Annotated in this window: 20 protein-coding genes and 2 pseudogenes; 12 read left to right on the plus strand and 10 right to left on the minus strand. The window is 65.9% G+C overall.

The annotated features are described in order from the left end of the window. The coding region (locus tag ACWEJ6_RS49040; protein WP_452432328.1) for a transposase family protein at positions 1-409 on the plus strand (409 nt) is incomplete at its 5' end. Here the strand turns inward: ACWEJ6_RS49040 and ACWEJ6_RS49045 are convergent. Beyond that, a pseudogene (locus ACWEJ6_RS49045) lies at positions 357-515 on the minus strand (helix-turn-helix domain-containing protein); the annotation flags it as partial. The gene ACWEJ6_RS49040 and the pseudogene ACWEJ6_RS49045 sit on opposite strands and share 53 nt — an antisense overlap. A 374-nt stretch (positions 516-889) precedes the next feature. Here ACWEJ6_RS49045 and ACWEJ6_RS49050 point away from each other — a divergent pair. Beyond that, a complete protein-coding gene (locus tag ACWEJ6_RS49050; protein ID WP_452432330.1) occupies positions 890-1,360 on the plus strand; it encodes a DUF4265 domain-containing protein in 471 nt (156 codons plus the stop codon). Between the two features lie 147 nt (positions 1,361-1,507). Here the strand turns inward: ACWEJ6_RS49050 and ACWEJ6_RS49055 are convergent, their stop codons facing one another. Then, positions 1,508-3,616 (minus strand): ATP-binding protein, encoded by a 2,109-nt coding sequence (locus tag ACWEJ6_RS49055; protein WP_452432331.1) that lies wholly within the window; start codon positions 3,614-3,616, stop codon positions 1,508-1,510. A 159-nt stretch (positions 3,617-3,775) separates the two neighbouring features. Between ACWEJ6_RS49055 and ACWEJ6_RS49060 the strand changes: the two genes are divergently transcribed. Together ACWEJ6_RS49060 and ACWEJ6_RS49065 are read left to right on the plus strand one after the other, a co-directional pair. Continuing rightward, positions 3,776-4,237 (plus strand): hypothetical protein, encoded by a 462-nt coding sequence (locus ACWEJ6_RS49060; RefSeq protein ID WP_452432333.1) that lies wholly within the window; start codon positions 3,776-3,778, stop codon positions 4,235-4,237. 559 nt (positions 4,238-4,796) lie between these two features. After that, entirely contained in the window at positions 4,797-6,245 is a 1,449-nt protein-coding gene (locus tag ACWEJ6_RS49065; protein ID WP_452432335.1) for a tetratricopeptide repeat protein, read from the plus strand. 1,237 nt (positions 6,246-7,482) lie between these two features. On the opposite strand, the gene ACWEJ6_RS49070 is transcribed toward ACWEJ6_RS49065, so the two are convergent. Continuing rightward, positions 7,483-8,799 (minus strand): helix-turn-helix domain-containing protein, encoded by a 1,317-nt coding sequence (locus ACWEJ6_RS49070; protein ID WP_452432337.1) that lies wholly within the window; start codon positions 8,797-8,799, stop codon positions 7,483-7,485. Positions 8,800-9,019: 220 nt separating this feature from the next. Here ACWEJ6_RS49070 and ACWEJ6_RS49075 point away from each other — a divergent pair, with 220 nt between their 5' ends. Together ACWEJ6_RS49075 and ACWEJ6_RS49080 are read left to right on the plus strand one after the other, a co-directional pair. After that, positions 9,020-10,339, plus strand: a complete 1,320-nt coding sequence (locus ACWEJ6_RS49075) for a Scr1 family TA system antitoxin-like transcriptional regulator (protein WP_452432339.1) — start codon at positions 9,020-9,022, stop codon at positions 10,337-10,339. Positions 10,340-10,424: 85 nt separating this feature from the next. Then, entirely contained in the window at positions 10,425-11,228 is an 804-nt protein-coding gene (locus ACWEJ6_RS49080; protein WP_452432341.1) for an SAM-dependent methyltransferase, read from the plus strand. Positions 11,229-11,350: 122 nt separating this feature from the next. Here the strand turns inward: ACWEJ6_RS49080 and ACWEJ6_RS49085 are convergent, their stop codons facing one another. From ACWEJ6_RS49085 to ACWEJ6_RS49100, 4 genes are all read right to left on the minus strand, one after another. Further along, entirely contained in the window at positions 11,351-12,553 is a 1,203-nt protein-coding gene (locus ACWEJ6_RS49085) for a cytochrome P450 (RefSeq protein WP_452432342.1), read from the minus strand. 460 nt (positions 12,554-13,013) lie between these two features. Further along, positions 13,014-13,205 carry a hypothetical protein gene (locus tag ACWEJ6_RS49090; protein ID WP_452432343.1) on the minus strand — a complete coding sequence of 64 codons (192 nt, stop codon included), beginning with the start codon at positions 13,203-13,205 and terminating at the stop codon, positions 13,014-13,016. A 24-nt stretch (positions 13,206-13,229) separates the two neighbouring features. Beyond that, the gene (locus ACWEJ6_RS49095) at positions 13,230-13,841 is read right to left on the minus strand and encodes an RDD family protein (protein WP_452432345.1); all 612 of its coding nucleotides are present in this window, start codon (positions 13,839-13,841) and stop codon (positions 13,230-13,232) included. A gap of 199 nt (positions 13,842-14,040) precedes the next feature. After that, positions 14,041-14,340: a hypothetical protein gene (locus ACWEJ6_RS49100; protein WP_452432347.1), complete on the minus strand. Its 300-nt coding sequence runs from the start codon at positions 14,338-14,340 to the stop codon at positions 14,041-14,043. A gap of 582 nt (positions 14,341-14,922) precedes the next feature. On the opposite strand from ACWEJ6_RS49100, the gene ACWEJ6_RS49105 reads away from it, so the two are divergent. From ACWEJ6_RS49105 to ACWEJ6_RS49115, 3 genes are all read left to right on the plus strand, one after another. Continuing rightward, positions 14,923-16,362, plus strand: a complete 1,440-nt coding sequence (locus tag ACWEJ6_RS49105) for an ISL3 family transposase (RefSeq protein ID WP_452432348.1) — start codon at positions 14,923-14,925, stop codon at positions 16,360-16,362. A gap of 50 nt (positions 16,363-16,412) precedes the next feature. Then, positions 16,413-16,568, plus strand: coding sequence for a hypothetical protein (locus ACWEJ6_RS49110; RefSeq protein ID WP_452432362.1), 156 nt, complete (start codon positions 16,413-16,415; stop codon positions 16,566-16,568). A gap of 228 nt (positions 16,569-16,796) precedes the next feature. Then, the gene (locus ACWEJ6_RS49115; RefSeq protein ID WP_452432349.1) at positions 16,797-17,297 is read left to right on the plus strand and encodes an HIT family protein; all 501 of its coding nucleotides are present in this window, start codon (positions 16,797-16,799) and stop codon (positions 17,295-17,297) included. Between the two features lie 31 nt (positions 17,298-17,328). Here the strand turns inward: ACWEJ6_RS49115 and ACWEJ6_RS49120 are convergent, their stop codons facing one another. From ACWEJ6_RS49120 to ACWEJ6_RS49130, 3 genes and pseudogenes are all read right to left on the minus strand, one after another. After that, a complete protein-coding gene (locus ACWEJ6_RS49120) occupies positions 17,329-17,457 on the minus strand; it encodes an ATP-binding protein (RefSeq protein ID WP_452432350.1) in 129 nt (42 codons plus the stop codon). Positions 17,458-17,585: 128 nt separating this feature from the next. Further along, positions 17,586-17,858: pseudogene (locus tag ACWEJ6_RS49125) on the minus strand (ATP-binding protein); the annotation flags it as partial. Next, complete coding sequence (locus tag ACWEJ6_RS49130; RefSeq protein ID WP_452432351.1) at positions 17,777-18,115, minus strand: hypothetical protein; 339 nt, start codon at positions 18,113-18,115, stop codon at positions 17,777-17,779. The gene ACWEJ6_RS49130 and the pseudogene ACWEJ6_RS49125, both read right to left, overlap by 82 nt. 169 nt (positions 18,116-18,284) lie before the next feature. Here ACWEJ6_RS49130 and ACWEJ6_RS49135 point away from each other — a divergent pair, with 169 nt between their 5' ends. The 3 genes from ACWEJ6_RS49135 to ACWEJ6_RS49145 all read left to right on the plus strand — a co-directional run bounded on the left by ACWEJ6_RS49135 (position 18,285) and on the right by ACWEJ6_RS49145 (position 19,973). Further along, positions 18,285-18,950 (plus strand): hypothetical protein, encoded by a 666-nt coding sequence (locus tag ACWEJ6_RS49135; protein WP_452432353.1) that lies wholly within the window; start codon positions 18,285-18,287, stop codon positions 18,948-18,950. Between the two features lie 196 nt (positions 18,951-19,146). Beyond that, positions 19,147-19,539 carry a transposase gene (locus tag ACWEJ6_RS49140; protein ID WP_452432363.1) on the plus strand — a complete coding sequence of 131 codons (393 nt, stop codon included), beginning with the start codon at positions 19,147-19,149 and terminating at the stop codon, positions 19,537-19,539. A 269-nt stretch (positions 19,540-19,808) separates the two neighbouring features. Further along, a complete protein-coding gene (locus ACWEJ6_RS49145) occupies positions 19,809-19,973 on the plus strand; it encodes a hypothetical protein (RefSeq protein WP_452432354.1) in 165 nt (54 codons plus the stop codon). Positions 19,974-21,575: the final 1,602 nt, after the last annotated feature.

The raw sequence follows: 21,575 nt of genomic DNA on the forward strand, positions 1-21,575 counted from the left end.
CGGCTCCGTTCACGACCTCAGCGCCGCCCGAGCCCAGGTGCTGGCCGCGCTGTACGCCGCAGCCACACGTGGCCTGCCCGCCCTCGCCGACAGCGGCTATGACGGCGCCGGAGTCGGCATCCACACGCCGAGCAGACGGCCCGAAGGAAACCACATCCTCAGCCCGGACAACCGCACCCACAACCGTCTCCCGCGCGCCCTGCGCCGCCTCAGCGAACGCGGCTTCGCCCTGCTCAAAGGCCGCTGGCGGACCCTCCAACACATCACCGTCAGCCCCAGCCGAATCGGCGACAACGCTCGCGCAGCGTCCACACGCCCGGCGCATCTTCCTCTTCGGCGGCGGCCAGCCCGTTCAGCCGCGAATCGGGCACAGCTCGCCCTGGCGGGGTCGTGTCGGCCAGGGCGATGATCTGGCCGCGCTCGCTCTCGGTGAGCCGCGGCCGTCGCCCAGGCCCGGACCGATCGCCGAGGCCATCGATCCCTTCGCCGTCGAACCGGTGTAACCGCCGGCGCACGGCTCCGGGTGACAGCCCAGTCCGGCCGCGATTGCCGCCACCCTCAGCCCGTCCCAGCTGGCCACCACGATCCGGGCGCGCTGGATCCAGTCACCGGGAGCGTGCCGGGCACCGGCGAACAGTGCGTTCTTCCCTCTCATCGCACGGAGCTCGCGCGAACAGTATCTTCGGCATGGCGGAATCCTCCTGCCATGAGAATCCGCCTGCTCAAGGCTCTTGGCCAGAGGCAATCCCACACCCCTTGAGGAACGCAGCACTAAGCCACAGGTCCGGCGGGAGCAGAAGTGTCGCGCTGGTAAAACCAGTGATTGATCCGTCCGCATCTCCGTGATTGTCAATTTCTGTGGTGTTTGCCCGAGTGCAGGAGTCCTTGAATGCGGTTCATCGTTCACGACAATCCGGTAGGCCGCTCATCGCGGAACTACATCGCTCACGTAGATCTGAGTCGGTTTGGGTTCGCAGACCAGAAGGAACAGTTGTGGCTCCGCCCGTGCGAAGAGGGCGACTATGTGATCGCTTGTCTTCCATTCCGGGTCTATGGACTCGCATTGGGTGATCGAGTACGGTTGTCCGCGGATGGCACGGCGATCGTTGAGGTGATTCAACGTTCTGGGGCCCGTGTTCTCAGGGCGCTGATCATGCCCCGTCCCGATCAGGTCCAGTTCAGGGAGCGTGTCACAGACGAGGTTGTGTCTGCTGGCTTGGTGTGTGAGTGGAGCGGCGATCGCCTCGTCGCCATCGATGTTCCTGCCGAGGCCAGCCCAGATGGCCTTTTCGCCACCTTGCACGATGAGGTCGAAGGCCGGCGCGCCTACTGGGAATGGGCTGATGCGCAAGTCTTCTAGCCGTCTCCTTCTGTAATGGAGCCGGATTCGTAGCGTCGCCGCTTGCCGCGTACACCCGCGCGTCTGATCTTCGCTCCCCCGCCGGCTGCGGCTGGGTACTCCGCCCTGCCGCTCGAGGAGGTCCGTCAAGGCGGGGGACGTGCATGATCAGTTGGTGATCAGATCCAATACATCGAGGGCTGCGGCCGTTCCCCCTTCCCCAAGGGCGTAGCTGATCCCCTCGGTCAAGCTGAGCCGTGAACCGTAGAGGAAGGCGCGACGGTACGCCTGCTCCCCGATGAGATCCTTGATCTGCTGGGTGCAACTGGTGTGATCATCGGCGAAGTACGGGCTGCCCATCATGGGGAGCCCGTACTCGCGCCAGGAGACGTCGGCCACGCCCTGCAGTACCGCACCGGTGGACGGGGGATAGCCAGCGCGGACCACCAACTGGCTGAGTGCTTCGAGGCAGAGCACGATGCCCAGCACATCGCGAAAGTGCCGCTTGATTTGGAGCGCGGCGTGCAGGGAGGCAATGGCGTCGTCCGTGCGGTTCAGTGCTCGGCAGGCTACGGCTTGTACATAGAGGGCGTATGACCTCAGCCACAGCTCCCCGGTGGCCTGGCAGTGCCGCAGGCATTCCTCCAGCAGAGGGAGCGCTGTCCCCGGGTGGCCGCGCATGATCTGTGTCAGGGCGATCTCGACGATGGCGGGCAGGAGTCCAGGATTGAGATGTTGCAGGTCGCCTCGCAGGTACTCCAGCGCCTGACCTAGGTGGGTGCTGGCAGCCTCCAGATCACCGGCGAGAAGGCTCGCGGTGCCCAGCATTTTGGTGGCGACGACCACACCTTCGGGGTAGCCGATGGTGATGGCTTCCTGCCGGCACAGCGTCGCAGCGGCGGTGGCTCTGGCCAGGTCTCCTTGCGCGTTGGCCAGGTACGCCTCCGTCCATAGCACCGCGCATCGCGTGGCCGAGGGGGTTGAGTTCTTCTCTAGCGCGTGCTGAAGATGAAGTCTGCCCTCGGCGCTGAAGCCGCACGCCACCCACAACCACCACAGCGCCGACACCAATTCCAGTCCACCACCGGCCTCGCTGGGGTGCGTGAGGCTCCAGTCGACCGCGGCTCTGACGTTGGACAGCTCGGCCCGCATGCGCTGGTACCAGTGCACCTGCCCGGTCCCTGACCACGCCTTCTCGCCTTCCCTGGCCAGATGTAGGTAGTGGTCGCGGTGGCGGCGGTGGAGGTGATGGCTCTCACCGAGCTCGTCCAGCCACATGGCGCCGTAGTCGCGCACGGTGTTCAGCATCTGGTAGCGGCCGTTGGCATCGCGCCGCAGAATGCTCTTGCGTGCCAACTCGTTGAGCACGCCGTCGATGGGAGCGATCAATTGGGCATCCGAACAGATCGCCTCGGCCGCTGGGGCGTCGAAGCCGCCGGCGAACACCGACAGCCGGGCCCACAGCAGCCGTTCAGCCGGTGTACACAGGCGATGGCTCCAGCCCAGAGCCGCGTAGACGGTGTCGTGCCGATGGAAGGCGTCGCGATCGGTTCCGTGTAGGGCGTCGCCGCGCCCGATCTGCGCGAGGACCTCCGGTGGTGTTAGCCGCGCCAAACTCGCCGCGGCGAGCTCCAACGCCAAGGGAACGCCTTCGAGCCGCTGGCATACCTCGTGGGCGATCGAGATCTCTTCCGAGTTCAGCTGGTAGCCGGCTTGGCTTGCCCGTGCCACGAACAATTCCAACGCCTCGCTGCTGTGGATGGATCCAGTGGCCGCCATGGGCTCGATCGTGATCAGATGCTCGGCATCGACCCCGAGAGGAACGCGGCTGGTGGCCAGGATTCGCAGTCTGGGGGCGGCCGCGAGCAGAGTCGTGGCCAGTTCGGCGATCTGCTTTTGCAGGTGTTCGCACGTGTCCAGAACCAGCAGTAGATCGCGTTCATGTAGATACTCGGTCAGGACCTCGCGTTCCGCGCGCGCCGAGACGTCCGCCAGGCCGAAGGCCTCGATCACCGCGCTGGTCAGAACCGCGGGACTGTCCAGGGCCGAGAGTTGTACCAGCCACACCCCGTCGGGAAAGTCGGCGCGTAAGGCGTCGGCGACGTGCGCGGCGACGGTGGTCTTGCCTACGCCGCCGGGACCGTAGGCGGTGACGAGGCGCGACTGCCCGATGGCGCGGGCCACGCGCGCGCAGATCTGCCTCCGGCCAATGAGCGGAGGTGGGTGAGGCATGTTGCCCGCCTGGCGATCCAGCCATTGCAACCCCACGGCGATCACCGTCCTCCCGTAAGCGTTCAGGGGCTGTGCTTTTCTGCCTTACTGGGCCAGGGCTGCGCGATGGGCCGAGGTGAGCGTATCCCAGGCTGGCGTGATCACCGGTAAGGCGGTAAATTGAGGATCAAGGACTATACACGCTGACGCTAGAGGAGCCGTCCGATGGCCATACTGGTGTCGCCCGCCCAGATGGCAGCGTGGCTGGGCGGTCTCATGGGCGATGGCTGGGGCAGTGTGCGTGAATTGTCGGCCGCGATCAGGAACGGCAACGGCGGCCAGGGGCCGAGTCATCAGACCCTCATGAATCTGCTGGACTCTACCCGGACTACCAAGGTGGATGAGCACACCATCGCCGCCATCGCGGCTTTCTTCCACCAAGACCCCGCTGACGTTGAACGGTCGCTGGGCATTACGCTGAGTCCCAGCAACAAGGTGGTTCTGCACGTCAGCCGCATCGAAGGCCTGCGTGATTTGGCGATCATGGCCGCTCAGCTGCCCTCGTGCCGGCTGCAGGAGATCCACGAAATGGTCCGTCGAGCGGTAGCCAACGAAGCGACCTCTACCGAGGCGACTACTCAGACGTCGCAGCCGCCCGCGTCTGCGATCGAGCGGGATTCCGCCTGAAGGTTCGTCTGGCGAGCGACCGCACAAGTTTCATCCCTCCCATGGACCTTTGCCTTTGTCACAGCTGGCCGACGTCGGTGTCCGCTGCTGGAACGAGCTCCTTTGCACCACATTCTCGCGCGGTCGATGATCAGTTTCGTATGCATTTTGCGCATACGACGGTATTGATCTCTTTGGTGAGCCGTGCTGACATGTACCGGTGAGTCTTGATCGAGGGCGTCGCGGCCCCGTTGCGCGGGCGACACGTAGCATCACTGTTGACGGCGATCGACATCGACATGGTCCGTACGCCGTGGCAGAAGGACTCCTCCAGGTTTTGGTACCTGAGGCCTTTGAGCGCGGACTGCGGCATCTCGTGCTCGCTCATGACATCGAAATTCGGTCCACCGCTCCGAGCTTGGAGCCCCTAGTGCCGGCGCGGAGGATTTCTCTCGCAGCTAGTGTGCCAGCGGCCGAACGTATCCTAGTGCCGGGCGCTGGGCGGACACTTCGCCTCGCGCATGGGGTGACCGAGTTTGTGCGCGATCACTTACGCCATTGCGGTCCCTTGCGTTTGATCGTGAAGAACTACGCGCACGCCGATGAGACCGATCGCGAGCTTATGGCCGTGATGCGCCGGCGCGTTGGTGAGGATCTGCTCAGGATCGACATTGCCGAGGACGCCCGTGACGCTGATGCCTGCCGCTCAGAGTCCGCGCCGTTCACCACATTGATGCCGACGCTCGACCGCTACCGCCAGGAGGGCTTTCACCATCGGCTGGCTGAGGTCGGCCAGCGAGTTCTTTCTCAGCTGCGTCATGATGATGACCCCGGTCTATGGTGGTGGTTTTCGCATCGCACGGCCGGGGCGCTTGCCGCGCTCGGGCACGAGATGGCGGCGCGAGGGCTGTATGACGAGGGACGCCGTGTCAGTGTCGACCCAGGCAATCGCGCGACCGCCGCGTACGCCACAGCGATGCTGCTGGTGCGCCATCACGACCATGCTCGCCGGGACCCAGCCGAGGCGATGGCGTGGATCAACGAGGCCGTCACGATCACGTCGCTGCTGCCTGATCTCCGGCAGCGCGCCTTCCACTTCAGCTTCGACCTCAACGGCAAGGCCCTCATCGAGCTACGCCTTGGTCGCCCCACGCGTGCTCTGGCGCTGGTCGAGCAGGCGATCGAGGTGGCCGCGGACGGACTAAAGGATCAGCACGTCATTCACCAGCTCATTCTGCGAGCCAATCGGGGCCGGTTGATGCAACGCCTGGGCCGACTGGATGAGGCTCTCGCCGATTTCAACCATATCGTCCAGGCTGATCCCGGCTATCCCGACTACCACCTGGAACGCGCTGCTCTTCTCAGGCGGATGGGCCGCCCACATGACGCACTAGCCGATCTTGATACCGCCATCGCGTTGGGGCTTCCCTCGCCGCAAGCAGCCTACAACCGGGCCGACCTGCTGCTGACGATAGGAGACGACGGGCGGGCCGCAGCGGATTTGGATTACGCGATCGAGCTCGATCCCGAATTCACCGCCACCTATACCAATCGAGCCGCCCTGCGGATCCGCACAGGCGACCTGGAAGGCGCAGCGGAGGATATCGCGCTCGCAGACCGAGAAGCGCCGACGTTATGTGTGCTGGCCCAGCTCGAACTCGCCCATGGTCGCCCTGCCCAAGCGCGCCAGATAACGAACGAAATATTAGCGAGCGACCGCCACAACGCCACCGCGTGGGCCCTTGACGCAGAGGCCGCGTTCGCCACGGACGACTTCGACAGGGCCATCGACTCCTTGAGCCGGTCCATCGCCATCGAGCCGACGATCCCAACCTTGTGGAATCGAGCCACCGTCTTGCAGATGGCTGGCCGTCTCCAAGAGGCCGCGCTCGACCTCGAACACGCCATCACGTTGGATCCGGCCAACGCCGAGCTGATTGCCGCCCACAAAGACATGCGCGCAGCTGCCGCATCGTCCACAGGCTCACATCGCCCGCTCCCACCCCTGTCCGAGCCGGCCGCCATGTAGGCGTCCGGCGTTACCGCTCACTCACGGAGGTACCCATGCCTGATGACAATGAGGCCAAGAAGGAACAGCCGCAGCCGCCGCAGCAGGAGGGTTCCTGGAAGCGGATCCGGGTGAATCGCGGGCTGGTCGGATCCGCCGGCGACGACACATGCACGCATGTGCGGTACGGCGTCGGACCCGACGACAACGACACACACTCGCATGGGCCGTACGGTTTCTTCTCCTGGACATCACGGTAGGTCCAGCGCATCGGCCCCGCAGACGATCGAGACACACTGATCAGGTCTGCGGGGCTCCCCCGGCCCTTCACCGTGCGCGACCCGATTCGCGTTGATCACGAGCGGGATTCCGCGCTTGCGGCGTTCCCATCCCACCGGTGACCTGGGCTACCCAGGGGCTCGTCGAGGCGACCGATCCTAGGTCCAGGCTGGCCAGCGCTCGCCAGAGCTCCGCGCGGTCGCGAAAGCCTCCTGCGCGTTCTGGCTCTGCCAGCAAGGTCTCGGAATGGATCGATGGGCTATCCAGTAGGGGGTGCATCAAGCAGAGGTAACCCTCGCTCGTCATGACGCCCCTCAGGGACCTCACGACGTGCTCAAGATGCAGCGTGGTGGGCAAGGCTTGCGCTGAGGTCAGCACTCCTACCGACCGACTCCAATCGACCAAATTCGTCACGGCGGAGATGAGCGCTGTGGGCGCGCGCAGGGTCCCGCGAATGATACGCAGCGGAACGTGCGGGGATGTGATCGAGGCAGGCGCGTATCCACACCGGGCTGGAGCGTCGTCGGCCTCGCAGATGAGCAAGCGCTCGACGCCGCACGAGGCGAAGGCATCAAGCAGGCTCCTTCGACACCAGTCCTCATGCCGCCACGCCCCTTCGGTGATCAAGAACTGGCGGACACCACGCCGTGCCAGGACGTGGCCGACCCTGCTCAGGTAGCTGGCGACGTCTTGATGCACGACGCTCCTCGGCCGATCTGAGGGGATGCGACTGACGCCTCTGCTCGGTTCGCACAAAGCCGCGCGTGCTTTTCCCCACGGAGGGCGATATCGCCTCCGCTTCATCAAGTATCTCCGCGGTCGGCCACCACGGTCGATGCGTCGCCCGCATATCTCGATGGCGGGTCAGAAGGTGCCGAGATGCCGCCCTTGCCCGGCACAGTCCAGTTGCTCGTCCGGGAGTCGGCAGGGTTCTCCCTCACGGGGTCTGGGCGAGCGGTGAGGTTGCCGCAGGGGGGGCTTAGGCGAAGGCCGGGGCCGGGCCGTTGCTGTTTGCCCAATGTTCAAGCGCCTGGCGCGCATGCTGGCTCCGCACACGAGCGAGGCCGTCAACAAGAGCGGAAACCCGCTGGTCGATGAGAAAGCTGGTGATCGGAGGAGGACTGTCCGCGAGGTGGTGGAGATACCGGGCCGCTTCCTCCACTGCGCCAACCTTGAGGCCTTCTGTCAGGAGATCAAGATCGACCTTTAGCATGTTGCGCGGGAAGTCCGAACTAAGGCGAGGGGCGTGGGGGTACCGCACATCGAGCGCGGATCCACGGTCCGCGAGCATCAGCTCGATGTACTGGTAGACGGGTGACCGCCTGATTTCTGCATCGAACGCCATCCACGACACGTGGTTGCTGGGGGTGCGCGAGTAGCAGATCTCCGCGCGACGCAGGGCTTGGCGCGCCTTAGCGCGATCGTCTAGCTGGGCGCACAGGACGGCCTGCTGACGCGCCAAGTAGCCCGACACGTGAGGCAGCGCCAAAGGAGCGGCCGCGGTTTGTGCCTGTTCCAAGATCTCGCGGGAGCGCCGGAGCTGTCCCGCGCAACGAACCACGGTCGCCAGGTTGATCATCGAGTAAACCCGCAGGTCCGCCGCGCCGGCTTCGTCGGCCAGATGAACGGCCTCCAGGCAGTGGGTTTCGGCCGCGATCAGGTTGCCGGTGTCCAGGCAGACCCAGCCGTGGTTGCCGGCTACCTCGGAGGCGACACGGAGGCGTTGCTGAAGAACTGTGGTCGAGGGGTACCCGGTCCGCAGCAGGCGCGTCGCTCGCCGGTACAGGGCCTGGGATTGATAAAGGACCGCGCCGGAGCCCAGGGCGTGCTCTCGTTGGCGAAGGCTCTCCACCGCCGCTAACAGGTCGGCGGAGTTGTCTGCCCCGTCCACGCTAAGGGATGAAGGCGCCCCCGCCGCGATCGATGTCGATGTCGCCCCGGAGCGCACGATCGGCGATCGTCTGTGGTCACCGAACCAGCTCAGGTGCGGGGGTATCCCCAGCACGGCGGCCCAGGACCGCAGGTCGGAGAGCCGGTCCACCCGCGCGGCTCCACTCTCCACACGGGAGACGGTGGTCTGTGAGACCCCTAAGCGATCCGCCAGCTCCCCTTGCACGACAATGGATGCGCGAGCGGGGTGAGTCCGCCACAGCGAGACCAGCCGACCGAGGTTCTCGGCCTGGCAGGCGGCAATCACTTGGGTGTCCTGCCACACCGCGGCCGGCGTTTCGATCGTGGTGATCGAGCGGGTGCCGGTGCGAGATGAAGTGGCACCCTTCGGGGACGTCGGGCGCACGTGATCACCTCCTACGCCGTGTTCCAACCTGCGGAGGGCCGCGCCAAGGGCGAGATCCGTGAGCCACTTCGTCGGGTGAACAGGGGTATTGACTCTGCCGTTCGTCGTTCCAAGCCTTGATTCGACCGTGTCCCTCAGTGTTTGTCAACCCACAGCAAACAGTGTTCACTAGGGGTGCGGCGGTTCACCGCCCCTCCCCTGCTGAGTCTCGGAGGCGTTCTTGGCCACCTTCGCCGAACGACTGGATCAGGCCCTGGGCAGTAGCGGCATGTCCGGGCAGGAGGCGCTTCGCCGGCTCCAGCGAGACCACGACATCACCATCAGCCGGAGCTATCTCAGCCAGCTGCGCGGCGGACGCAGAACAACTCCAAGCCCAGAACTACTCAAAGGGCTCGCCCAGGTGCTCGGCGTCTCAGTTGGCTGGCTGGTGGGGGACGACGCTCCCCGGGAGCGCGCCCCCTCCCTGCCCGCCGACATCCCCTCCGCCCACACCGTGGCGGCGGACTACATGCGCCTGTCCCCCGACTCTCAGCGCGCCCTCGCTCATGCGCTGCGGCTGATGGGCCGGGCGGAGTCAGGCCCAGTTGGGCGGTCAGGCGATGACCGCCCGGACACCACGAGCGCTGATCTCGCCCAGCCGGTCCCGACTACGAGCACGCACCCCTTCCCCAGCCTCGAAGTCGACCAAGCTCGAACCCGTCCACAACCGGGCAACATCGTCGGACAGCGATTGCGTAATCTCCGTGCCTCGGCCCAACTGTCGACCTCGGACACCGCTGCCATCCTGGGGGCGCCCACGGTGGCCATCGACGACATCGAGAGCGGACGACAGATCGTCTCCCCGACCGACCTCCGACGGCTACTCACCTACTACGGGGTCACCAACCCCGCGGAACGACAATTGATGGAGGAGGTAGCGCGAGGCCAACACGACCGTGAATGGTGGGTGACTGCCTTCGCTAACGTGCCCCTGTGGCTCTCCGTCATGCTCGCCACGGAAAGCAACGCGCGTATCATCCGCGGCTACGCCGTCGACGGCATACCAGCGCTCCTGCAGACCGAGGCCTACGCCGCGGCCGCACGGCGAGCGGCTCATCATCCCGATCCCGCCACCGACCAGATCGAACGGGCTGTGCGCCTCATCGCGCAACGCCAGCTAGGGCCGGTCGACCAGCAAACCGCCAAGCTGTGGATCATCCTCCGCGAAGCAGCGCTACTCGACATGCCCGGCGACCAGGACGTTCGAATAGAGCAACTCCATCACCTGGAGTACCTGGCCAAACAACCGCATATCGCCCTGAGAATCAACCGCCTGCACGTCGGCCGCTACCGTCCCCGTGGCGGCTCCTTCATGATCTACCAAGGTTCAGGCCCCACGCGGGCGTACGTGATGGGGCTGATCAAGGACGAACTTCTCACCGATCCGGCCCTGGTCGAGGAGTACGTAGTCGCCCACTACCGGCTGGACATGTCGGCGGAACCGCACGAGCGGACGGTTTCCGTGCTGGCCGAAATCCGCCGCCAGATCTCCGCCTGGTGATCAAATGTAGATCTTGACCCTACAATCGATCACACGAACCCGCCTGGCGGTTCACCAGGAACTTCAACACTCTCAAGGACCCCCATTGACGCAGGAATCCTGGGCGAAAGACATCAAGCCCAACGAGCCCAGTGTCGCCCGCATCTATGACTACTTCCTCGGAGGCGACAACAACCTCGCCTCCGACCGCGCCGCTGCGGAGGTGATCGCGAAGAACGTGCCGTACTTCGAGGCGACGGTACGGGAGAACCGGCGATTCCTCCAGCGAGCGGTGCGCTACCTCACCAACGCCGGCGTCCGGCAGATCCTGGACCTTGGGACGGGGCTGCCCACCGCGGGCAACGTGCACGAGATCGCCTCGACCGCCAGGGTCGTCTACGTCGACTACGACGCCATCGTCGTGCGCCACGCCAACGCCCTGATGGCCGACACCGACCGCGTGCGAGTCATCGGAGCTGATGCCCGAGACCCCGAGACCATCCTCACCCACCGCGATGTACGGGACTTCCTGGATTGGCGCGATCCCGTCGCCATCCTCATGGTCGGCCTGCTGCACTTCATGGATGACGACGACGCCACCCGCACCGTCGAACAGTTCAAGGCCGCCCTCACACCGGGCAGCTACCTGGCCATAAGTCACGGCACCGAGGACTATAACCCGAGACCAGAATGGGTGGCAACAGTCCAGGAGCAATATCGGACGAGTAACGCCACCCCGTATATGCGCTCCAAACGAGACGTCGAGAAGTTCTTCACCGGCTGCGACATGGTCGTGCCCGGAGTGGTCAACGCCCTGACTTGGCACCCGGACGGTGAGAGCGAAGGGCTGCCGCCAGAGAGGATCGCTCTGTACGGCGGGGTCGGCAGGATCCGCGCGGCCAGGCTGTAGAACCGCGATCGATGACCGAAGTCCCCTCAACAAGGAGGACCGGACGTGTCGCCTCCCATCGGCCTTCGGCTTCTGCGCTGAACGGCGCGCTGCGTCGGCACAGAGGAAGGGACGCGACGCGCCTACGCCAGTCCACCGCGGGAGCGGATCTTCAACGACATAGGCAAACTGGAATATCCACGCACCTGAGGCGAGTGCATCCGAACTGGAACTCCAACTTCGTAGTGCTCCTCGACGGTGGCCACCAACTCTTCCAGGACTACGCGAGCCTCCAGTCGAGCCAACGCGGCACCGAGGCAGAAATGCGGGCCCGATCCGAAGGCCAACATCGTCGAGGTGTCCCGATCGAGGTCGAACCGATCCGGCTGAGGAAACTCCTCCGGATCGCGGTTCGCCGAGCCCGGCAGCAAGACCAGTTGCGCGCCCTTCGGCACAGTGACGCCGTACCACTCCACCTCGGTGGTCACCATGCGCAGCAGTGTCTGGGAGGGCGCTTCGAAACGTAGGGTCTCCTCGACCCAGTCCTCGATCTGACCGCGCCACGCCTTGGCCCGTTGGTCAGGGTGGCGAGCCGCCAGCGCCACGGCGTTGCCTAAAAGCTTGGTGGTCGTCTCGTTGCCGGCGACTCCCAACAGCAGGCACGCGGCTTGGATCTCGCCATTGGGCAGGCGCTGCCCATCCATGTCCGCCTCAGTCAAGGCTGAGATGAGGTCGTCGCCGGGGTGGCGGCGTCGTTCGGTGAGGAGGTCGCCGTAATAGGAGATGAGTGTCATGGACGCACGCTGAGCCCGCTGCGGCATGGCATAGTCATCGGCGCCCCGCTGCAAGATCGCGTTGGTCAGACGCAAAACCTCGTCCCGATCCGCCGGGGGTATCCCCATCAACTCGGAGATGACATCGACCGGAATGCGCTCGGCGAAGTCGCGGACGAAATCGATCTCCGTCGAACCGGCTATCGCGGCGATGCCCTCGCGGGTCAGACGCCGGATGCCCGGCTCAAGCGCCTGAACACGCCGCGGAGTGAAACCTCGCGAGATGAGAGCGCGCACGCGGTCATGATCTGGTGGATCCATGGACAGGAATGACGTGCGTTTGTCAGCTGACGGACCCCAGGTCTCGAACGCCGCGCCAAAGCTGCTGCTGTAGAGGCCCGGCTGACGCAGGACACCACGTATGTCCCCATATCGGCTCAAGGCCCAAAAGTCCAGCTGATCGCTGCGATGCCGATAAAGAGGCGCCTCCTGACGCATCCTCGCGTAGGTGGGATAGGGATCCTCGTGGAGGGCGAAGTCGAACGGATCGTACTTCAAGGTATTTTCGGCCATACGATCCTCCAAATCGGGAGGTCCTCGCCTACGCATCATGGCCGGACGCTAGATCACTGGCAAGGGGATCCGTGAATGAGATACGTGCCCTTGCGGTAGCGCTCCAAGTCGTTGACAGATCGGAGTGCCGCAGGCCGGTGATGCATCTGCATCCACGTGGCCCGCGCCTCAGCCTCCAGCGCGCGGTCGACCTCGATGAGCCAGACCGCGTCCCATCCAGCCTGAGCACCTCCATGCGCGAGCAGAGACGCGCGTAGCCTCCCAGCGCTCGGCGTAAGGGTGGCGCCATGCCTCGGTGGGCCGCGACCGACGTGGACCAGACCTTCCCGTGACCCGCTCCTCGACCGGGAACGGAAGGTTCCCGTCGGATGAGCACCGTCTGGCCGCGCCCAGGCGGTCCAGGTCCAGCCCTCCATCGCCAGCGTGGTGCGCCTCAGCCAGCATCGGCCACAGCGCCAGATCAGGCACGGCCGGCTTCCTGGCTGCTCAGCATGCCGGCGATTGCGGCCGAGAGGGCGGCGTAGCTCACCGGCCTGGCCGTGATGCCGGTCGGCGCATGCGGGCTGTCCACGATTACGGCCCAGACAGCGCGGTGCGTGCCGCCCTCGGCCATGTCCTCGCTGATCTGCGTACGGAACTGGGCCAGCTCCATGTCAAAGCGTACGTCCACCGTCCATCAGCCCTTCAAGCGGCGAACGTCGACCCTCCGCACGATCCGCAGGCCGGCGACGTCATGGTGATCCATGTCGGTGCCGGTGAGGCACATAATGGGGCTGCAGGCGATGTAGAAGAAGCCCCACAGCCAGCGCTGGGTCGCCTGGCCGATGGTCGGCTTCTCAAGGTCGCTCGTACGAACGGTCCGCAGGCCGGTCAGCAGCTTGCCGATGCTTCCGCCCAGCGCGATTGTCAAAAGCACGTGGTTGCAGAAGGACATCACGAGCAGCGCTCCGACGAAGGCCGGCCAGTAGGCGAGGGTTCCGTTCAGCGGGTCGCTGACGATGCTTCCGGCCAGCAGTGCGAGCAGGGCGTCCACGCTGGGCGGAATGATGCGGCGGTTGCTGCTCGCCCGAGGCGGAACTTCGGTTGACGTCATGGAGCCTCCGCACGTCAAAGGATCAGGGTCTCGCCAGAACTTGAATTTCTCGATCAACTCTTTGGCGCCTTGTACGGCCGTTCCCACGCCCGCCTTGATATCGTCGCCCCAGTTGTCCCACACCCAACTGTCCAGAAAGTAGGCGCCGGCCACGGGTACCGCCGCAGATGCGCCGAGCGCGGTGGCTATGCTCACGCACCCACGTCCGCGACCGCGCCGCCTACTTGGACGGCGCCCATGCCGCGATCCACCCAGCCCTGCGCACCATCGTGCGTGGGTGCCATCGCTTCCTTGACGCCGGTGACGGCGGCCGCCGTGAGGGTGACACGTGCGAAGATCCCGGCGCTTGGAGGGTTCCTCGTTAGGAGGCCGACGCCAGGGACCTTCAATCGCTTCAACGCGGCCGACAGCGTCTGCTGCCGTTTCCATGGCTACTTGTAGAGTTCTTGAATTTTCCGGCCTTGAGCCTCTCTGAGATCAGCTCGGAGAGCTTACGGTTACCGGGGAGGCCCCCCATGTATCGGCGGATGTCGTAGACGGCGCGGGCGCCGGCCACATTTCTTCCCTGGGCCCATCGCCACTGCAGCCGAGCCGCTGCCTCCACACCACTCATGATCGCCATCACCTTGAGTGGCTTGATCACCGCCTGGGCCTGGGCTTTGTGCTCCTCCCCGAAATCCAGTACGGAAGTCATGGCCGCGATCAGGCGCCGTGCGCTCAGGGTCTTTCTCTAGGAGGCCCGCGCGACGCCGGATGTCGTCGGCTTGATCTTGCGCCCCTGACGCACGCGCCGGAAATGAGGCCAGCCGGCTGACGTCACCGTTCCAACGCTCCAGGAGTCGCCGGATCAACGCGCCCAGGACCGCGAGCGACCCGCCCGTGACCTCGGCAGCTGCTGCCAGGTTCCGAGCTTGATCCGGTTTCATCCCGACGAGACTCATCGGATTGAGCGTATAGCCGAGGTCATATATATGCGGGTACCTCGTAAATCGGCGACATGAGAGGAAGCGAGCGTGGCGGAACCATCGTGGCAGCGTTATGAACGCGCCTACCTGGACATTCGGCAGGTGTGTAGCTGGAGTGGCGGGCGGGGAACAAGAATCTCCCGTGCCCAACCGGTATAGCGCTCAACGTTCGGGCCGTTTGCTGCGTACACGCCATTTCGGCTGTGCGAGTCTGACGCTTATAGGGTGCTCAGAAAGCGCGCCAGCGCCGGCATCGTAAAGATCAGGTTCGACCAAGAATCCGATCATTACGAGCGGCCGTGAGGGCTATTGTGCTGCACTTCCAGGCAGGCGGCGACAGCTCCGGCCTCGATCTCCTTCTTCTCTTCCCCCATCTGGCAGCCGTCCAGGTGGAGACGGTCACCCGAGGCCGGAACGGTGTGCTGATCGGCGCACGCTCTTGGAACACGGAAGCGCCGTGTGGCTCCTGCGGCACCCTGAGCCGGCGGGTCCACAGCCGCTACCGCCGCCAACTACAGGACATGACCTGCGGCGAGCTACCCGTGACCATCGAACTGGAGATACGGCGGTGGTTTTGTGTCAACTCCAGCTGCTCGGTGCGCACGTTTGCCGAGCAGGTGCCCGATCTCACCCGGCCGTACGCCCGCCGGACCTCGGTGCTGCGACGGCTACTGGAGCACATCGCGCTGGCCCTGGCCGGGCGAGTCGGGGCGCGCATAGCCGCTCACCTGGGCATCACCGTGTCCCGCTCCCCACTTATCCGACTAATCCGCGCGCTACCCGACCCCGATACGCGACAGATCCGCATCCTGGGCGTGGACGACTTCGCCAAGCGCAAGGGCCACTCCTACGCCACCATCCTGATCGACATGGAGACCAGCGATCCCATCGACGTGCTGGAGGACCGCCTGGCCAACACCCTGGCCGACTGGCTGCGCCGGCATCCGGACGTGGAAATCATCTGCCGGGATAGGGCCGGAGCCTACGCCGAAGGCGCAGCTGAGGGCGCAGCTGAGGGCGCAGCTGAGGGCGCTCCCCAGGCGACGCAGGTCGCTGACCGCTGGCATCTGTGGAAGAACCTGTGCGACGCGGTCGAGGCCACAGTCCGTATCCATCGAGCGGAACTGCGCGAGCCCAGCCCGCACAACAGCACCCCGACCGCAAGTGAATCTGGCACGGCCCCCGCGCCGGCCGCCCCGGATAGTCCGCCGGGATCTCGCACCGCGGTCCGCACTCGTGAGCGGCACGCCGCCATCCACGACCTGCTCGCCCAGGGCAAGACACATACCGAGATCTGCAAGATCTTGGGACTGTCGGACAAGACGGTGCGCAAGTTCCGCCGAGCCGCCACCGCCGACCAAGCCTTCGCCGGACCTCGCGCCTCCCTCAAGCAGATCGAACGGTTCGCCCCCTACCTGCTACAACGCTGGAATCAAGGCATTCACGACGGCGCAGTGCCGCACACCGAGATCGTGACCCAGGGCTACCGGGGCAGTCCTCGCTCCGTCCGCCGCTACCCGCAGCCCCTACGCGCCGGGCTCACCCCACCGCAGCTTCCGCCCCCACCGCCCAAAGTTCGCGAGGTCACCCGGTGGATCACCAGCCACCCCGACCACCTGTCCGAGGACGACAGCGCCAGCCTTGCCCAGGTCAAGACACGCAGCCCCGCCCTGGAACGCCTCAGCATCCACGTCACCGCGTTCGCCGAGATGCTCACCGGCCGCCACGGTGACCGACTTGAGAACTGCTGACCACCGTCGAAGATGACGACCTGCCCCACCTGCACGCCTTCGCCAACGGCATCCGCCGTGATCACGCCGCCGTCCTGGCCGGGGTCACCCTGCCCTACAGCAGTGGTGCCGTGGAGGGCAACGTCTGCCGGGTCAAAGCCCTCAAACGCCAGATGTTCGGCAGGGCCAATCTGGACCTGCTACGCAAGCGGATCTTGCTGGCATAACTCACGCAACGTCACGCATCACGGTCTTTGTGCCAGAGCCTGAGAAATCCTGGTAGGTGGTCAAAGAAGCCACTGGTAGACGGCCTGTCCGGCGTCCGATGGCTGTGGCAGTCTGGACGTGGTGAAGGTGAATCGGCGAGCTGCGCCAGACGCTTCAGGGAGTCCTTCATCTTCTCGACGCATAAGATGATCAACCACGTGAAGACCTGGCGTTCGACGAGGAGTGTGATGACCGGCCCGATCAAGCGCGTGCCTTTTGATGTAGAAAGCTACAGCCGTCGCTCCCGGACCGGGCCATGCTTCATTTGCGCGATCGTCAGCAGAGATCCCAGCCAGCCGGAAGAGATTGTCTACGACGACGGCAACCACATCGGGTTTCTCGCTCGCTTCGCGGCTCTGCCCGGATATGTCCTTGTGGCGCCCAAGGCCCACGTCGAACATGTCGTGCGAGATCTCGACGAGGACCAGTTCATTGCGGTGATGCGGGTGGTGCGTCGAGTAGCTCTCGCCTTGGAGGCAAGCGTGCCCTGCGAGCGTACGTACCTGCTGTCGTTGGGCAGTCAGCAGGGAAACGCCCACCTGCATTGGCACATCGCCGCACTGCCGCCTGGCGTCCCCTATGAACAGCAGCAGTACCACGCGCTCATGGCGGAGAACGGGGTCGTCGAGCACACACCTGAGGAGGCAGCTGCTCTGGCCGCAAGGATAAGGGGCGCCCTGGAGGCCTAGCCTGGAGCATGCTTGCTTCCTGGCCGTGCGGTCAGACCAAGGGGATGACTCCGCGGCCGGCGAGGGCCTCGGCCAGGCGGTGGGATTCTCCGCTGGTCTCGACCATGTGGGCGTGGTGCATGAGGCGGTCGACGGCGGCGGTGGCCATGGTCTTGGGCATGATCGTGTCGAAGCAGGAGGTGTGGATGTTGCTGGTGACGGCGAGGCTGCGGCGTTCGTAGGCGGGGCATCGACCAGGCGGTAGAAGGCTTCGGCGGTGTCGTGGCTGACGGGCAGCAGGTCGATGTCGTCGACCACGATGATGTCGGCTCGGCAGATCTTGGCGATGGTGCGGGCGACGGAGCTGTCGGCCTTGGCGCGGCCGATGGTGACGGCCAGGCTCTCCAACGTGACCCAGGAAACGCGTAGGTCACGGTCGATGGCCTTGTGGCAGAGGGCCTCCATGAAGTGGGTCTTGGCGGTGCCTGAATGCCCGGAGATCACGCAGTTCTCGTGGCGACCGGCCCTCTCCAGGGTCCGCAGGGCGTTCTGGGTGGCTTGCGGGATGGACGACAGTTCCAGGAGTCGAAGGTCTTGCCGTCGGGCAGGTTGGCACTCTCGCGCCGGCTGCTGCGGGTGGCGTTGTCGCGACCGATGACTTCCTCGGCGAGCAGGACGCGCACCACTTCGGCGGGGTCCCAGCGCTGCGCGCGGGCAGTGGCCAGCACCTCGGGTGCGGCCTTGCGGGCATGGGGGAAGCGCATCCGGGTGAACAGGGCTTCCAGCTCGGCTGGAATGGGCGCGCCTCGCACATGCTGACGCTCACAGGTGATCTCCAAGAGGTATTCCGATGTCTGGTCGCAGAGCTGGTCGTTTCAGTCGCGATCCTCTGGGGCCGGGCTAGAGGCTGAGCGCCCGCGGCGGCGGCCCAGGAGGCGGTGCCAGGCTGGGCGGAGTGCTTCACGTCGGCCATCGAGGTGGGCCGCCAGCGGCGACGCTGCGGGCCAAGTGATCGCGGATGGAGGCCAGGTCGTTCTCGCCGAAGCGGCCGTGGATAGCGGCCAATCCGAGGACGGCGTCGACGCGGGCGGCGCCGACCAGCGAGGCCAGCTCGATCGCGCGGACCATCTCGGCGCGGAGGCGGGCCACCCCGGTAGCCTCGGCCTCGATGAGCCACGCCTCGGCGCCCGGGCCGATGGCCAGGAAGCGTTCCTCGGCCTTGGTCTGCGGGCGTGGTTTGGGCTGGCGAGGCCCGTTGCCGCCGGGATGGTGTGCTTCGACGAGGCAGGGTCGGCCGGGGGTGGACAGCTGGTGGCGCTACAACTCGGCCAGCCCACCGCCGCCGGTTTGTTGCTCGCCTGGACTGCCGTGGACACGCTGGCCGACGATGACCAGTTCTTCGTCGTGGACGCTACACCAGACCTTGCGGCCTTCGTGCCCGGGCGGGACCGAGTAGCGGGCATCGCCTCAGCGGACGGTGCGGTCGTCGCCGACCAGGCGTTCCCCATCCAACGCCAGCGCATGGGAATCGGCCGGCAGCGGGTGAAGACGCGGACGTTCTTCCTAGAGCATCTGGGCGGGCGGCAGGTGGGTCGCGCGGTGCATCCGGTGGTTGAGCTGCTCGACCCACCGGGCGCACGCGCCCTCCAGCTCGGCGAAGACTCCCATAGCTAAGCGCAGATTGGTATGAGCCGGCACCAGATCCTCTTTGGCGATCTTGACGGTGCTCTCCACCCCGCCCTTGGATTCCGGGTCGAACGGCACGCAGGTATGCACGACGCAGCCGTAGTGCCTGCCCAGCTCCACCATCTGGGGATGCCGGGCCGGTAGATTCGCCATCAGTCCTGCTCGGAAGAGCCGGGTAGGACAGCTGTGCCAGGTGCTGGCCGCGCTGCCGTTACCGCTCTGGTCGGACGGACGGATCGTGCTGGCGGTGGACGTGTCGCCGTGGCTTCGCTCGGACGCCGCCTGCTCAGCCGAGCGGCTGTTCTGCCACGTCTACGGCCGGGTCAAGAGCGCCTCGCGGTTCATCCTGGGCTGGCCGTACTCCTTCGGCGCGGCGCTGGAGATAGGCCGCAGCTCGTGGACGGCGCCGCTGGACGTGGTACGGCTAGATCCGGCCGATGGAGCCATCGCCGCCCAGCTGCGCGGCGTGTTCGAGCGGCTGATCGCCGCCGGGCGGTGGCGCGGCGGAGATCCAGATGTGCTCATCGTGACCGACGCCGGCTACGACAACACCCCGTCTGGCCTCCGTCCCGCGTGACCTGCCCGTCGAACTACTGGGACGCATCCGCTCCGACCAGGTGCCGCGCCTGCCCGCCCCCGCCACGCCGCTATGACCAAGGCCGAAACCAGCGCCTGGGACCGGCTCCACCCCCGGCTCACCCACCGCGCCGCCTGGCCCGACCATCAAGGCGAACTGCCCCTCATCGAAGGCACCCTGATCCGGCTCGAGGTCGAGCACCCGCCCGGCGACCCAGACGGCCCACCCATCCGGCTCGCTCCTCCAAGACCGGCGCCACCGGCGTGGACATGGACCACAGCCGGCAAACCGTCCCGCGCGGATTCGACATTGAGCACACCCACCGCTTCTGGAAACAGACCCGTGACTGGACCGGGCCCGACCTGCGCGCCGCCCAAGATGCCGACCGCTGGACCTGGCTGCTCATCATCATTCACACCCAGCCCGCCGCTTGACCGAGGACCCCACGCCATCCCTGGGAACAGTCCGTCCCGCCCGGTCAGCTCACTCCCGCCCGAGTCGGTGCGGGTTTCGGAACCTATGCCCCGCACTCGCCTAACCGGGCCGCGCACCGAAACCGGCCAGGCCCGGCCCTGGACGCCCACCCAGCGTCCCAACCGCTGCCCCGCACCCCGCTACGACGTCAGCAAGACCGTCAAACGCGGCGGTACCCTCGCAGCACGACAACAATCCGGAGGATAAGGAGCAAGCTCGAATTGAGTCTCACGAGCCGAGCCACGTAGTCGGTGCGCGGGCAGCGGGCGACTTCGGCCCGAGCGCCGCCCTGAACATCGCACCGCTTTGGTACCTCCGTCGGCGTTCACTCCGCCAGTGTGCGTACGATGAGCACAGCCTCCGCCGCGCACCTGGCACGACCAGCCCATCGCGCACCAGAATCCGTTACAGACTTACAGGCGACGGCACCGATACCACATCCCGCCGTTCCAGCTCGTGAGCCAGCAGCTGGGGGCCACCGCGGATGCGATCGGCGCAGCTCACGTGATCAGCCCCGCCATCGACACCGCCATCCGATGCGAACACTTCACTGGCCGATGGGATCGATCGGCCAGGCTCCCCCTCACGTGCCTGGGGCGGTTTCCCTTCCTCGGTTCCCTCCCCGGGGGCGCTGACCCCCATCGCCCCCTCCCTCACGCGCACCGCTTCGTTCGCGGTCAAGGTCACCCCACCCTCACCGGTACCGTACCCAGGTGCCACCGGGGCAACGGGACAGGCAGGCGAGGGCGGACATCAGGATCGAGCGCGGCGCTGGCGCGCCCCGCTCGCTCTCGCCCCGGCGTCACCGAACCGAAGCCGGCACGGCCGCAGCCTGTCCCAGCCCGACCGTCACCCGCGCGCGCCCGGTCGCGCGCGAGAGGAAGGAAGCTTTCGGAAGGACAGCGCGCTGATGGCCTCTATGACGTATGTCACTCCAGACGCGCCGCAGTTCCCAGACATGCCGGAGTCCTTGGCCGCCCGACATGGAGACACCCGATGCTGGCCAAGGACTCCGGCCCTCCCAAGCGCCCTCACGCGCCTGGGAGGACCGCCCAGCGAGGGGCCGCCTCACTCGACGCAGGCTGTGTCCTCTGGCGACTGCGACCGGACCCAGAGCGCAGCCACCCAACCCGCGGAGGATTTCCCCTCACTGAACGGAACTCGCACCCTTTTACCGGTTAGACGGCAACCAGCCGCACCGGCCAGGGGTTGTCTACGCTACGTCGCCCTTTCCGACGACGCCTTTATCAACTTCGCATCAGCCAGCCGATAACGCACCCGAGCATGCGGCCCCCGCATGGGCACGCTCACGACACCATCGGACACGGGCGACGCGAGTCTCACCGCCACACCCTCTCTAGCCAGGGAAGCCAAGCATCTGCGAAAGAAGTCCGCCGTGCGCAAGCGATCGAAATAATCAGTCAACTCGGAGGCAGTCACACCCGCCGGGAACTGCGCCAAACACGCCAGGACCTCATCCCGCCACGACCTGTAAGATCCGCCGTCCACCTCACTCCTCACTGACCACCGCGTCTAATCATGGGAAGGACCATCCCCGGACG

The organism is Nonomuraea sp. NPDC004702 (assembly GCF_053601695.1).

Bases quoted from the DNA above. Each gene is read 5' to 3' on its own strand.
- ACWEJ6_RS49120 (WP_452432350.1), bottom strand. From the start codon at position 17,457: ATGCCCAAGACCATGGCCACCGCCGCCGTCGACCGCCTCATGCACCAC.
- ACWEJ6_RS49060 (WP_452432333.1), top strand. From the start codon at position 3,776: ATGGCCATACTGGTGTCGCCCGCCCAGATGGCAGCGTGGCTGGGCGGT.
- ACWEJ6_RS49115 (WP_452432349.1), top strand. From the start codon at position 16,797: ATGACCGGCCCGATCAAGCGCGTGCCTTTTGATGTAGAAAGCTACAGC.
- ACWEJ6_RS49100 (WP_452432347.1), bottom strand. From the start codon at position 14,340: ATGACTTCCGTACTGGATTTCGGGGAGGAGCACAAAGCCCAGGCCCAG.
- ACWEJ6_RS49145 (WP_452432354.1), top strand. From the start codon at position 19,809: ATGGACCACAGCCGGCAAACCGTCCCGCGCGGATTCGACATTGAGCAC.
- ACWEJ6_RS49085 (WP_452432342.1), bottom strand. From the start codon at position 12,553: ATGGCCGAAAATACCTTGAAGTACGATCCGTTCGACTTCGCCCTCCAC.
- ACWEJ6_RS49050 (WP_452432330.1), top strand. From the start codon at position 890: ATGCGGTTCATCGTTCACGACAATCCGGTAGGCCGCTCATCGCGGAAC.
- ACWEJ6_RS49090 (WP_452432343.1), bottom strand. From the start codon at position 13,205: ATGGAGCTGGCCCAGTTCCGTACGCAGATCAGCGAGGACATGGCCGAG.